General features: G+C 61.1%; 13 protein-coding genes. All 13 read left to right on the top strand.

Features of this window, described 5'->3' with window-relative positions; translation table 11 throughout:
- Positions 1-89 precede the first annotated feature (89 nt).
- Positions 90-500 carry an HK97-gp10 family putative phage morphogenesis protein gene (locus ACZ6WW_RS23305; protein WP_465276299.1) on the top strand — a complete coding sequence of 137 codons (411 nt, stop codon included), beginning with the start codon at positions 90-92 and terminating at the stop codon, positions 498-500.
- Positions 497-844 carry a tail completion protein gp17 gene (gp17, locus tag ACZ6WW_RS23310; protein WP_465276300.1) on the top strand — a complete coding sequence of 116 codons (348 nt, stop codon included), beginning with the start codon at positions 497-499 and terminating at the stop codon, positions 842-844. Before ACZ6WW_RS23305 ends, gp17 begins: the two co-directional genes overlap by 4 nt.
- Positions 845-924: 80 nt before the next feature.
- On the top strand, positions 925-1,380 hold the full coding sequence (locus ACZ6WW_RS23315; RefSeq protein ID WP_465276301.1) for a hypothetical protein: 456 nt from the start codon (positions 925-927) through the stop codon (positions 1,378-1,380).
- Positions 1,380-1,799, top strand: a complete 420-nt coding sequence (locus ACZ6WW_RS23320) for a hypothetical protein (protein ID WP_465276302.1) — start codon at positions 1,380-1,382, stop codon at positions 1,797-1,799. Before ACZ6WW_RS23315 ends, ACZ6WW_RS23320 begins: the two co-directional genes overlap by 1 nt.
- A gap of 14 nt (positions 1,800-1,813) precedes the next feature.
- Positions 1,814-1,996, top strand: coding sequence for a hypothetical protein (locus ACZ6WW_RS23325; protein ID WP_465276303.1), 183 nt, complete (start codon positions 1,814-1,816; stop codon positions 1,994-1,996).
- A 9-nt stretch (positions 1,997-2,005) separates the two neighbouring features.
- On the top strand, positions 2,006-5,689 hold the full coding sequence (locus ACZ6WW_RS23330; protein ID WP_465276304.1) for a phage tail tape measure protein: 3,684 nt from the start codon (positions 2,006-2,008) through the stop codon (positions 5,687-5,689).
- Positions 5,689-6,069: a hypothetical protein gene (locus ACZ6WW_RS23335; protein WP_465276305.1), complete on the top strand. Its 381-nt coding sequence runs from the start codon at positions 5,689-5,691 to the stop codon at positions 6,067-6,069. Before ACZ6WW_RS23330 ends, ACZ6WW_RS23335 begins: the two co-directional genes overlap by 1 nt.
- Positions 6,069-6,605, top strand: coding sequence for a DUF1833 family protein (locus ACZ6WW_RS23340; RefSeq protein WP_465276306.1), 537 nt, complete (start codon positions 6,069-6,071; stop codon positions 6,603-6,605). The genes ACZ6WW_RS23335 and ACZ6WW_RS23340 overlap by 1 nt, the downstream gene beginning before the upstream one ends.
- Positions 6,606-6,751: 146 nt before the next feature.
- Positions 6,752-6,991, top strand: a complete 240-nt coding sequence (locus ACZ6WW_RS23345) for a hypothetical protein (protein WP_465276307.1) — start codon at positions 6,752-6,754, stop codon at positions 6,989-6,991.
- 37 nt (positions 6,992-7,028) lie between these two features.
- Positions 7,029-7,568, top strand: coding sequence for a hypothetical protein (locus ACZ6WW_RS23350; RefSeq protein ID WP_465276308.1), 540 nt, complete (start codon positions 7,029-7,031; stop codon positions 7,566-7,568).
- Positions 7,569-7,637: 69 nt separating this feature from the next.
- Positions 7,638-11,294 (top strand): host specificity factor TipJ family phage tail protein, encoded by a 3,657-nt coding sequence (locus ACZ6WW_RS23355; protein ID WP_465276309.1) that lies wholly within the window; start codon positions 7,638-7,640, stop codon positions 11,292-11,294.
- The gene (locus ACZ6WW_RS23360; protein ID WP_465276310.1) at positions 11,294-11,578 is read left to right on the top strand and encodes a hypothetical protein; all 285 of its coding nucleotides are present in this window, start codon (positions 11,294-11,296) and stop codon (positions 11,576-11,578) included. Before ACZ6WW_RS23355 ends, ACZ6WW_RS23360 begins: the two co-directional genes overlap by 1 nt.
- The coding region (locus ACZ6WW_RS23365; protein ID WP_465276311.1) for a hypothetical protein at positions 11,575-12,035 on the top strand (461 nt) is incomplete at its 3' end. The genes ACZ6WW_RS23360 and ACZ6WW_RS23365, both read left to right, overlap by 4 nt.

Consider the following 12,035-nt stretch of genomic DNA (forward strand, 5'->3'; position numbering starts at 1 on the left):
CCATGACGGCGTGATCTACGACGTCAAGAACTTCGGCCTCAGCAACGATGGCAGCGAGCTGGCTGTGCTGACGGTGTCGGGAGCGAGCAATGGCTGACTTTGAGCTGCAGGTCGACGGCCTGGCCGATCTGGAGCGGAAGCTGCTGAGCGTTGGTGGTTCAGCAGCGCAACGTTCACTCAACAAAGGCCTGCGCGGCGGTGCAAACGTCGTGTTGAAAGAGGCACGCCGGCGCGTCAAGCAGAAGCGTGGCAAGACAGGCGGTCAGCCCACGGGCGAGACGGCCAAGAAAACGACGATCAAGAAACAGCCTGCGTCTGGGAATGACCAGGCGTATTCGATCGTCACCAACTACGTGGGCCGCTTCCTGGAACTGGGCACGTCGAAGATGCCTCCCTATGCATTCATCCGGCCGGCCATGGAAATAGCGGCCGCGCAGGCCGTCGAGACCATGCGCGACATGACGTACACCGCGCTCGATGCGGAGTGGGAAAAGGCATGACCATCATCGACCCCGTTGCCGCAACGAACCAGGTGCTGAAAACCGTGGCGCCGACGTGGCCAATGATCGCGCCGCAGGATTCGGAAACGCCGCGCCTGACGTACTTGGTCATCACCGGCAACGACGAACCCACCTACGACGGCGACGGTACGGGTGCGTCGAAGAAGGTCATCCAGGTAGATGCCTGGGCCATGACCTACGGCGATGCCCGCCGCACATCCAATGCCGCGCGCGCCGCGCTCTACGCCGCGCAGCTGGTCGGACACATCGCTGATCTTCCCGACGATTACGAGGAAGACACCAAGCTTTTCCGGGCCTCCTTTCAGCTGGAGGCCTGGGCCTAAACCGCAACCGCGGGACCTCAGCCGCTTCGGCGGCACCTTCTAAGCCACCTCCGGGTGGCTTTTTCTTTTTGGAGACCACCATGGCCAATAAAGCCAAGAGTACCCAGCTACGTAAGCTGGAGGTGAGCACCGCGGGCGGCAGCGGCGGTACCTGGACGAAGATCGGCCAGCTGTCGGATACGCCGTTTTCGACCGGTTCTGCGCAGTTCCTGGACGCCACCAACTACGACTCCACCGAAAAGGAATACATCGGTGGCCTCGACGACATCCAGGACATGACGATCAAGTTCCAGCGCGTCGTGAATGACGCCGGCCAGAACATGGCCCGTGATGCGTGCTTCACGCGCCCGCGCCCGACGTTGTTCTTCCGCGGCACCACCGGCCAGAACGAAGTGTTCACCTTCGAAAGCGAAGTCGGCGGCTGGTCGCTTCCTGACGGTGCCAACGCTGTTGAAACCGCGCAGGTCACCGTCCGTCCGCGCAACATCGTATGGACGGGCCCGGCGGTCGGCGCTAGCAGCGGGAGTGGCGCGTAATGACGAAGCTCCTCACGAAAGACCAGATCCTCGGCGCCGACCGCAAGAAGACCGTCGACGTCGAGGTCAAGGAATGGGACGGTTCCGTGCGCCTGCAGGAACTGTCGGCCAGCGACCGCGATGCCTGGGAAGGCGAGCAGTTCACCCTGGATGACGAAGGGAAGGCGAGGTTCAATCCGAAGCACACGCGCGCCCGATTGATCGTGCGTTGTCTGGTGGACGAAGACGGCCGGCGCTTGTTCACGGATGACGAAGTTGCATCTGTGGGCAGCTTGTCGGCATCGTCGATCCAGAAGCTGTTCGCCAAGGCCAGCAAGCTCAACGCGATCAGCAAGGACGATATCAAGGAGCTGGAGGGAAACTCCGCAGCCGCCCCGGGCGACGGCAGCTCTTCGACCTCTGCGAGCGCTTCGGCGTAGCCCATCCGTCGATCTTGCTCCGGCAGCTCACCTCGCGCGAGCTGTCGGAGCTGATCGCATACAGCAATTTGCATCCCGTTTCGCCCGGGCTCGAACGGATGCTCGCAAGGCTCACGCACATGACCGCCACCGGTGGCCACGTCACCGCCAACGGTGACCCGCTCGAATTCGGCGACTTCGTCATCAATACCCTTTAGGACGCAACCGTGCCAACTGTCTCCCAGATCCGGGCCGACTTGATCGGCTCGTCGGCCGTCTTTCGCTCCGAAATGGTGGCGGCTGCGCGTCAGTCGAATGATTCGCTGGCGCAGATCCGGCAGCAGGTGTCGACTACTGCGACCAGCATCAAGCAGTTGAATGCCGCTGCCGCTGGCTTTGTGGGTTTCGATGCGGTCAAGACCGGCGTGCAGTCGCTGATTGATGCGCAGCGTGCTGTCCAGCAGATCCATTTCTCGCTTGTCGCCGCCACGGGCGACAGCCTCAGCGCCGGCACGGCGTACGCCCAGATCGCCGAGGAGGCGAACAAGCTGGGCCTCGACCTGAAAACCGCCGAGCTCGGCTTCTCGCAGATGTCGGCGGCGGCCAGTGCGAACGGCATTTCGATGTCGCAGCAGCTGGCGCTGTTCGATGGTCTCGCCCGATCGGCCACGGTCCTGCACCTCAGTTCCGACCAGACCGGCAGCGCGATCCTTGCGCTGTCGCAGATCTTCGGTAAGGGCAAAATCCAGGCGCAGGAGTTGCAGCTGCAGCTTGGCCAGGCCATCCCCGGTGTCGTGCCGCGCTTCCAGCAGGCCGTCATGCAGATGACCCAAGGCACGAACCTCGCCGGCAAGTCGTTCCAGCAATTGCTGGAAGGTGGCGACCTGACGGTGCAGCGCTTCCTGCCAGCACTGATCCAGGCGTTGCAGCAGACCGGCAAGGGCGCCGACGATGCGGCCACCGGCATCAACGCGTCGCTCAATCGCCTGTCGACGGCTTGGTTCAAGCTGAAAGCCGATCTGTCGGGCGGTCTTTTCGATCAGGCAGCAGAGGCCAGCATCAGCGCGATGGCTGCCAACCTGTCGAACCTGGCCGGCTTGGCAGGCGTCGCTGGCGGTTTGGCGGCTGCGCGTCTGGTGGGTACGGGCGTGGGCGGCGCGGCCAGCGCTGGCACGGCGCTTGTCAGCCAGCAGGCTCAGGCGCGCGCCGCAGCCGTCGAGGCTGCCAACCTTGCCGATGCGCAGGCCGCAGAGGCAGCGACGCAGCTCAAGGCGACGGAGGCTGCGCTGGATGGTGTTGTGGCCGTACGGCAGCAGGCATTGGCTGCACGCGACGCGGCACAGGCCTCTATCGTCAAAGCAGAGGCCGAGGATGCCGCCGCACAGGCCACGCTCGCGCACGTCCGCAATGCGGCGACCCTGTCGGCGAACATTCGTGCTGAGGCCGTAGCCACAACGCAGGCCGAGGCAGCCCTGACGGCTTACAACAAAGCCCAGGTGCAATACGACGGCGCGGTAGCCGCGTCAGCCACTTTGAAGCAACAGCAGATCGCGCTGGAAATGCGCCTGGTCGAAGCGCGTGCTGCCAGTACCGCAGCCACCGAGGCGCAGGCCATTGCGGAACGTGAACTTGCCGCTAGCAGCGCGCTCGGCTTGCTCGGCCGCGGCGCAGCCAGTTTGGGCAGTTTTGCGTTGAGCCTGGTCGGCGGGCCTTGGGGTGCGGCTATCGCCGCCATTGGCGCCGTCGCCTATGCGGTCTACTCGTACAACCAGCGCGCCGAGGAATTTCAGAAGGAAACCGGCGAGCAGGTGAAGTCGCTCGACGCGCTGATCGAACGCGTCCAGAAGGCCACAACCGAATACGGCAAGCTAAATGCTGCGATGGGCATCAAGGCCACCATCGACTTTACCGATACCTCTGGAGCGCAACTCAGGCAGCAGCAGGCGGACCTCGCGGCCGCACAAGCCCAGGTGCAACATTTCGCGAATCTGATCGCGGCGCGCGATACCACCACTAGCAACGGCGGCAACGCTGCGGCTGATGCGTTCGATCAGCGTCAGCTTGAGCTCTATCAGGCGAAGGTCCAGGCTCTGTCGCCCAAGGTCCAGGAGCTCCAGGACGCACAAGACCAACTGAACCAGAAGTTCGGCGACACCGCGCAGGCGATCTGGGGCAAGGCCGCGCCGGCGTTGAATGACTTCCTCACCGAAGCCGACAAGCTCGGCGCGCCTGGCGTGCGCGAGTGGACCTACAAGATGACGGTCATCGCCAATGCAGCGCAGATCGATACGGCGACGCAGACGGTCAAGGATGCGATCGCCAAGTTCCAGCAGGACGCCACGAAGCTAAGCCAGCAGGCCGCCACGGACGGCATGAACAACGTCCAGAAGCAGCAGTACGCGCTGGCGCAGGCCATGAAATCGGCACGCGTGCCTGGTGTGGGCGATGACGCCACCGGTGCGCTCTCTGCAGCAGCAGCCACCGCGATTCAGGCAGCCTCTCAGAAAGATGCGGCGGATGCAGCCAAGAAGGCTGCGCAGCAAGCGATCGAGGCAGCCAAGCAGCAAAAGGAGGCGTACGACAACGTCGTCACCTCGATCAAGGAGCGCATCGCGCAGGATGACGAAGCCGCCGGCAGTGACGACAAGCTCACCGCTGCCGAGAAGCTTCGGGTCAAGGTGTTGAATGACATTGCGACCGGCCATCTCAAGCTCAGCGCAACGCAAAAGGAATACATCACCGGGCTACTGGACGAAACCGTTGCGCATGGCGACGCGGCGAAGGCCGCACTTGAGCATCAGAAACAGCTCGAAGCGATGGCGGTCGTGCAGGACAACATCGCTCGCCTGCAGAAACAGCAGGGCGATGCGAACAATGATTCGCTCGCCGGCCTCAGCCGCGGCAGCCAGTACACCCAGGACGCCGCCGGCCTGCGCGCTATCCAGCGCCAATACGACGACCTGCAGGCTCAGGCCGGCAAGCAGTTGGCCGAGCACAAGATCACGCCGCAGACGTATGACCAGGAGGTCAGCGACTACAAGCAGGCCCTGGACCAGGAGCTGGCCGCGCAGAAGGCGTTCTATGCCGAGCGCGATGCCATGCAGTCGGATTGGACGGTGGGCGCACAGAGAGCATTCGACAACTACGCACGCTCCGGCGCCGATGTAGCTGGTCAAACAGAGCAAGTTTTCAATGACGCCTTCAATGGCATGGCTGATGCGATTGTCCAGTTTGGGCAGACCGGCAAGTTGAGCTTTACCAGCTTGGCCAATTCAATCATTGCCGACCTGACGCGGATGGAGTTGAAGGCAGGCACTTCTCAACTGTTTCAGATGCTCGGGAACTTCGTCGGAAGTTACTTTGGCAACAGCATTGGCAGCAGCAGCAACGTATTGGGTGGCGATACGTTCTCGGGTACTGGCTCGACGAGCATCGGTTTCGGTGCGGGCTACGGCAATAACGATTGGGGCAGTTTGCTCGGCAGCGCTGCAGGCCGCGCGAACGGTGGACCGACGACTGCAGGGACCATTTACGAGGTTGCCGAGGGCGGCAAACCCGAACTGTATCGCGCCGGCGCGCGTACCTATTTGCTCAGCGGCCAAGATGGATTTGTGCAACCTGCGGCTCAGGCAGGCGGGCGAAGCAATTCGCCTGGTGCTACCGCTCCAATCATTGCATCTGGCGGTGGTGGCAATGGCGATATGACTGTGAATGTGCATATCACAGGTTCCGGATCCGAGAACGCGCAAGCCACCGCTCAAAAGAGCAAAGACAACAAGGGCATGCCGACACTGGACGTATTCATCGACATGGCCGAGAAAAAGATGGCCAGCAACGTTGCACAGGGCAAAGGCCCACTCGTAAAGGCTGTCGGCACGAAGTTTCAGCTTAACCCCGGAGTAAACGCGTAATGGCAGATCCCGTATGGCCGGCGGATTTGCCGGCGATCCGCGTCGGATCCGACTACAACTACAAAGGCGTCGATCCATTCTCACGTACCAATATGGATGGCGGCATGGCTAGGCAGCGCCGACGCTTCCAGTCGACGCCAAAGAATGTCGCTGCTACATGGATGTTTACCACCGAGCAGTTGGCAACATTTGAGTCGTTCGTGGACAACGTAATCGACGCCGGCACGTCGTGGTTTGTTGTGCCGTTGATCAACGGTCAGGGTAAAAACCCTGTACGCGCTCGATTCACTGAGGCACACCAGGTCAACGGCACTGATAGCCCAAATCTGTTCCAGGTGCAGGCGAAGCTAGAAACCCTCTCGATGCCGGTGGCCAGCTGATGGCTGACTATTCGCAAGCGCTGAAAGAGGCATATGCCTCCGCGCCACCGGAGCAGATCATCTTTGATACGCTGGAATTCATCCATCCAGCGTTCGTTGATGATGCTGGCGCACCGACTCCGGCGCGAGTCGTACGCGGCTACAACGACATCATTGCCACGTTGGAGCCGGATGCGCCGAAGAATCCCGGACAGGCTGTACAATTCACGGCGATCACGTTCTCCATCAAGCTTCCAGGCTTCGCCGAGGGCGATGTGCCTCAGCTAGTTATTACGATCGACAATGTTGGTCGGGAGCTGATGGGCTCGCTGGAACAGGCCGCTGCGGATCCGCAGGTTATCCAGGTGATCTATAGGCCCTATCTGGTGTCCGATCTATCGGCTCCGCAGATGGACCCTCCGATCACGATGTACGCGACCAGCGTCGACGTCGATGTCTTCCAGATTCAGATCACCTGCACGCTCGACGATGTCAATAATTGGCCATTCCCGCATCGGCTTTATCAGCCCGATGACTTCCCCGGCCTCGTGCGATGACGCCAAGCCAAGTCACATCGCTGATCGGAAAGCGCTATGAGCTCGGCGCTGACGGCCCCGACGCCTATGACTGTCGAGGGCTATTGCTCCATTGCCAGCGCACTTATTTCGGCCACGCACTGCCTGATCTGCCGTTCGGAGACGCAATGCGGGATTTGTTCGCGGACAAGCTGGCAACGGGAATCTGGGAACAGGTCGATGTGCCTACACACGGTGATGGAGTGGTGTTGCGCGGCGGCGATCATCCGCATGTAGGGGTCTGGCTTACGAGCTTCGGTACGGGCGCGTTACACGCCCTGGACGGTATGGGCGTTGTGTGGACACCCGAGAACCAGTTGCGGCTGATGGGCTTTTCGCGTCGTCGCTATTTCAGATTTCATGATTAGGCTACCCTTTAGTCTTTCGAGCGAAAGGGGAAAGGGTATGCGGAAAGGATGGTTAGTAATCGGCTTGCTCGCGCTGACGGGGTGTAGCTATTCAAAAGAAATGGTTCAATTACACCTAAATGCTGGCGACCCGTCACAGAGCACTGTTGTTACCGGGGATAAATCGGTGCGAGTAACCTCGACATCGAATCTCATTCCTGTTGCTGGATTGGGTCCATCAGTCCACGACGTGGAAACAACCCCTTCGCTTGACAGGTTTCTATCGACTCGCTTTGCCATGCTGATCGTCGCGAAAACTGGTGCCTCTGCTGATTGCTCGGTAGCCAATGTTTCGGTCGAGGTTCGCAACCACTTGAGCAAAGGAACGATAGCTACAAACCTGACGCTTGCATGCACCGTGTCAGGTCCGCGCGGCTCATTATCGAAGACCTATATTGGGCGCGACGTGCGAGACGTGAATGCTGGATTCAAAGGCGTGAGCTTGCAAGACAACCTTCAGCCAGGTCTAGAAGGGTGCATCCAGCAAATTGCGCAAGGCCTAAAAGAAGACGTTTTTAAAGTAGGGACGGGCATCTAAGCCCGAACCACATAGGATGAACATAAACCCCGCTCCGGCGGGGTTTTTTATTGCCCAAAGGAAAGCCGAATGCAGTCCACGATCGTCGAAATCACCGATTGGGCACGGCCACAGGTAGGTCGCCGGGTTCATCGCGTCAAAGGCCGTTCACGCATCGATACACAGTTGCGCAAGCAAGGGCTGATCATTGGACGCGGACGGCGTATGCGGCGCACCAAGCCATTTGTCGTTACAACCAATGGCAAGGATTTTTTGCTGGCTGACGATTGGAAGCGTTGCCTAAAGGATGGCGAAGTTCTGATCGTGATCGCACAACCGCCTGCCGGCGGCGGTGGCGGATCGCAGATCCTGGCCATCATCGCGATCATCGCCTTGTCGGTGTTTACCGCAGGTATCGCCGCTGGCCTTTTGGCGACGGCTGGCGGTCTATTCGCCGCTGGTTCGACAAGTGCATTGCTGCTAGCTGGTGCGGTGAGCGTCGTTGGCACAACGCTGATCAATGCCATGATGCCTCAGCCGAAGCCACCAGCTGGGCAGAATCGAGGGGACACAAGCCCAAATTACAGCATCGGTGCCCAGGGCAATACAGCCCGCCTGATGGAATCCATGCCGGTGCTCTACGGCCGCTTCCGTTCCATCCCCGATTTCGCTGCGCAGCCCTATACCGACTATCGCGGTAACGACCAATACCTGTACCAGCTGTTCGTCGTGACTCAGGGCACGATGCAGATCGAGCAAATCCGGCTCGGCGAGACAGACATCACTTCCTTCGATGATGTGCAGTATGAGGTCATCCAGCCGGGCGGCCAGGTCACGCTTTTCCCAGATAACGTCGTCAGCTCGCAGGACGTAGCTGGCATCCAGCTGCAATATCCGGCGGATGGTGGCACGTGGAGCGGCCCATTCGTTGCGTGCCCGCCGGAGACGCAAACCAACCTGATCGCTCTCGATATGGCGTGGCCTGGCGGCCTGTCGCGCTATGACACCAACGGCAAGCAGCAGACGGCGAACAGCCCCTGGCAGGCGCAGGCGCAGTTGATCGACGATGAAGGCAACACGCTCGGTGACTGGTTCGATATCGTCAACGAGAGCAAATGGGCCAACGTCCAGAAAGCGATCTTCACCTCGTACGACTGCTCAGTGCCAGCGGGCCGCTATCAGGTCCGCGTGCGCGCCAATGCGCCGCAGCAGCAGGACGGCCAGATCGTCAACCAGATCAGCTGGCAGGGAATGAAGGCTTTCCTGCCGAGTCAGTTGACCTATGGCGACTGCACGATGATCGCCATGGTCTTAAAGGCCGGCGAGCAAGTGAGTGGATCGAACTCTCGCCAGGTCAACGTCATTGGAACGCGTATCTTGCCAGTGTGGGATGGTGCGTCGTGGAACAACCTGCCGACACGTAACCCAGCCTGGGCGCTCGCTGACGCCTTCCGCAATACGACCTATGGTCGAGGCTGGGCTGACAACCGTATCAACCTTTCCGGGCTGCTCGCGCACGCTCAAACGTGGGACGCGCGCGGGGATACCTACGATGGGATCTTCGATACGAAGGTCACGCTGTGGGATGCGGTAACGCAGATCGCCCGCGTGGGCCGGGCCATGCCGATGTATTACGCCGGCGTCGTGGAGATGATCCGCGATGAACCACGGGCGACGCCGGTGCTGCTGGTCACGCCAGACAACATGGTGGCCAACTCCCTCAAGATCAGCTACGTCTTTCCCGACTTTACGACGGCCGATTACGTACAAGTCGAATACACCAACACCAACACCTGGGCGCCGCAGACAGTCGACTGCGCGCTCACCGGCAGCCCCAAACTCAATCCGAAGTCCGTCCAGCTCACTGGCTGCACCTCGCGCGACCAGGCGTTCCGCGAGGGCATGTACATGTCGGCCTGCAATCGCGATCAGCGCAAGTTCGTTACTTGGCAAATGGAAATGGAAGGCCTGATCCCACGGTATGGCGACCGTATCGACATCAGCCATGACGTGCCGCAGTGGGGCATTGCCGGCCGGATCGTCAGCTACGACCCGGACACCATGATCCTGGAGACCAGTCAGCCGCTGGCTTGGTTTGATGGTCAGCAGCATTTCGTCGGGCTCCGCGCGCTCGATGGCTCTGGACAGGGCCCGTACAAGGTCGTGCAGGGTGTCGATCTGTTCCATATGGTGCTGACTGGTTTGACCGATGAGCAGAAGGCAGCGTTGTTCGTTTCTGATGGCGTCGAAGCGGAGCCAACAGCGTTCCAGTTCGGCCCTGGCAGCCAGCAAGCGCAGTCGACGTTGCTGGTGAGCTGCACGCCGCAGGGCAATGACGTGTACGAGCTGCGTGCAGCCAACTACGCGCCGGACGTGTATGTCGCCGAGACCGACAGCACGGTGCCGCCGCCGGGCTCGCCGTCGCTGCTGACGCCCGTCACCGGCGCTCCCGATGTGGGTAGCGTTGGCATCAACCAGAACAACGGTACGCAGACTGTCCACCTATATGTGGTGCCTGTTGCTGGCGCTTCAGCTTACGAATTCCAGGTCAGCCTTGATGGGGGCGTGACTTGGCAATCGGTGGGCATCAGCGCGACCAACACCATCGACGCGACTATTCCCGCAGGAACCTGGCTAGTGCGTGCCCGGGCGATCGGTACAGGTGGCCTTCCAGGCAGTTGGAACCAGAACCCGGTGACGGTCGACGGCAAGCCGTGGCCGCTGGGCGCGCTGCAGTCGCTGTCGTCGACCTCGATGCTGTTCGGCATTCGCCTGCTATGGGCGTTCCCGACCGGGTTCGGCGTGCTTGACGCCGCTGGCACCGAGGTGCGTTACGGCGTGACGAACGATTTCAACGCCTCTCAGCTCTGTGCCACGCCCGCCTATCCGAACAACACCGAGACCATTCAAGGCCTGGAAGCTGGCGCCGCGTTCTATTTCTGGGCGCGCCTGGTCAGCAAGACGAACAACGATCCCGGCCCATGGGTAGGGCCGGTGCTTGGCCAGGCGAGTTCGGATGCGGCCACCATCCTTACATACCTCACCGGGCAGATCACGCAGACACAGCTCGCGCATGACGTGCTGTTGCCCATCCAGCTGGCCACGCCGGATATGGCCGGCGACGCTGACGAATATGCCGGCGATGGCATCAACTTCGCAGGCAGCTGGACGCTGCTGTCGTTTATCCAGGATGGCGACAGCGCTACGGCATCGCGCGTCGACCTGATCCAGGCCACCGTGGGCGACATGTCCGCGGCCGTGCAGGTCAGCTCGCAGGCCGCGGCCGATGCCAGCGGCAAGCTTTCGGCCAACTACTTCATTCAGACGCAGGTCGCAGCCAACAACCAGCGGTACTTGGCCTCCATCGCACTGGGCGTCGACGCGTCGGGCGGCACAGTCACGTCGGAAATCTTGCTGGGCGCGACCACGCTCGCGATCTTCGATCCGAACGACCCGGCCTCGATCGCGCAGTTCCCGTTCATCGTCACCGGCGGGCAGGTGTTCATCAAATCGGCCTTCATTGCCGACGGCACGATCACCAACGCCAAGATCGGCAACACGATCCAGTCGGTGTCCACCAACTCGTCCGCGATACCGAGCTGGATCATCAACAAGGGAAGCATGTCACAGGGCGGCTTCATGCAGTTCGCGAATGACGCCTTGACCAACACGATCGACGGCAACGGCTTGCGCATGAAGAACATTGCCAATGGCGTCCTTGTCATCGAGATTGGGCAGCTCAGCTAATGGCCATTGGCTTGCGCGTACGCCGGCAGGATACCGGCGCCGTGCTGCTGGACACGTCTACCTCAATGACGCGCATCCTCGGCACGGTACTCACCACCGCAAACACCGCCGGCGCACTCACACACCCCGGCTTTGCGACGGGCCTGCCGTTCGCCGTGGTCAACCCAACCACGGAAATCACGCCTCTCGACACTTACCCATCGGCCAGCATCGACAGCAATGGGGTGCTGTCCTGGACGGCGGCAACGATCACCGTGCTGATCATCTACGGGGTTCGCTCATGACCATTGGAGCGAGATTCCGCAATGGCCCTAACTCGGTGCAGGTTGGATCGGATTATCCGAACCACGCGCTGCTGGCCACCGGCACCTACAACCTCAACGCAGGCGCCGACACGACGATCAATGTCGTTGCCACGGCGCCTATCTTGGCCGTCACCGGGACATGGCCGATCTCGGTCATCCAGACGACCAGGTCGGGGAATAACTGGTCGTTCGACATTTTCTGCCAGACCCAGCCGGCGACGGGCAAGTGGTACATCTTCGATGTCGTGCAGGCCGGATCGCTGAAATTCCCGTTCAACTACGGGTTGATCATCCGCAACCCTGACACGGGCGCGGTGACCTATCGCAGCGACCTGAAATACCTGCGCGTACAGAGCGTTCGGACCTTCGTGCCAATGCCTACGCCCATCAGGTTATCGGCGCCAACGGTTGAGACGTTGCCGCAGGCCGGCCTGGC

Source organism: Dyella sp. NPDC103356 (genome assembly GCF_055584465.1).

Coding starts and splice junctions, on each gene's coding strand:
- ACZ6WW_RS23360 (WP_465276310.1), top strand. CDS start 11,294: ATGGCCATTGGCTTGCGCGTACGCCGGCAGGATACCGGCGCCGTGCTG.
- ACZ6WW_RS23355 (WP_465276309.1), top strand. CDS start 7,638: ATGCAGTCCACGATCGTCGAAATCACCGATTGGGCACGGCCACAGGTA.
- ACZ6WW_RS23350 (WP_465276308.1), top strand. CDS start 7,029: ATGCGGAAAGGATGGTTAGTAATCGGCTTGCTCGCGCTGACGGGGTGT.
- ACZ6WW_RS23340 (WP_465276306.1), top strand. CDS start 6,069: ATGGCTGACTATTCGCAAGCGCTGAAAGAGGCATATGCCTCCGCGCCA.
- ACZ6WW_RS23320 (WP_465276302.1), top strand. CDS start 1,380: ATGACGAAGCTCCTCACGAAAGACCAGATCCTCGGCGCCGACCGCAAG.
- ACZ6WW_RS23345 (WP_465276307.1), top strand. CDS start 6,752: ATGCGGGATTTGTTCGCGGACAAGCTGGCAACGGGAATCTGGGAACAG.
- ACZ6WW_RS23315 (WP_465276301.1), top strand. CDS start 925: ATGGCCAATAAAGCCAAGAGTACCCAGCTACGTAAGCTGGAGGTGAGC.
- ACZ6WW_RS23305 (WP_465276299.1), top strand. CDS start 90: ATGGCTGACTTTGAGCTGCAGGTCGACGGCCTGGCCGATCTGGAGCGG.
- ACZ6WW_RS23335 (WP_465276305.1), top strand. CDS start 5,689: ATGGCAGATCCCGTATGGCCGGCGGATTTGCCGGCGATCCGCGTCGGA.
- gp17 (WP_465276300.1), top strand. CDS start 497: ATGACCATCATCGACCCCGTTGCCGCAACGAACCAGGTGCTGAAAACC.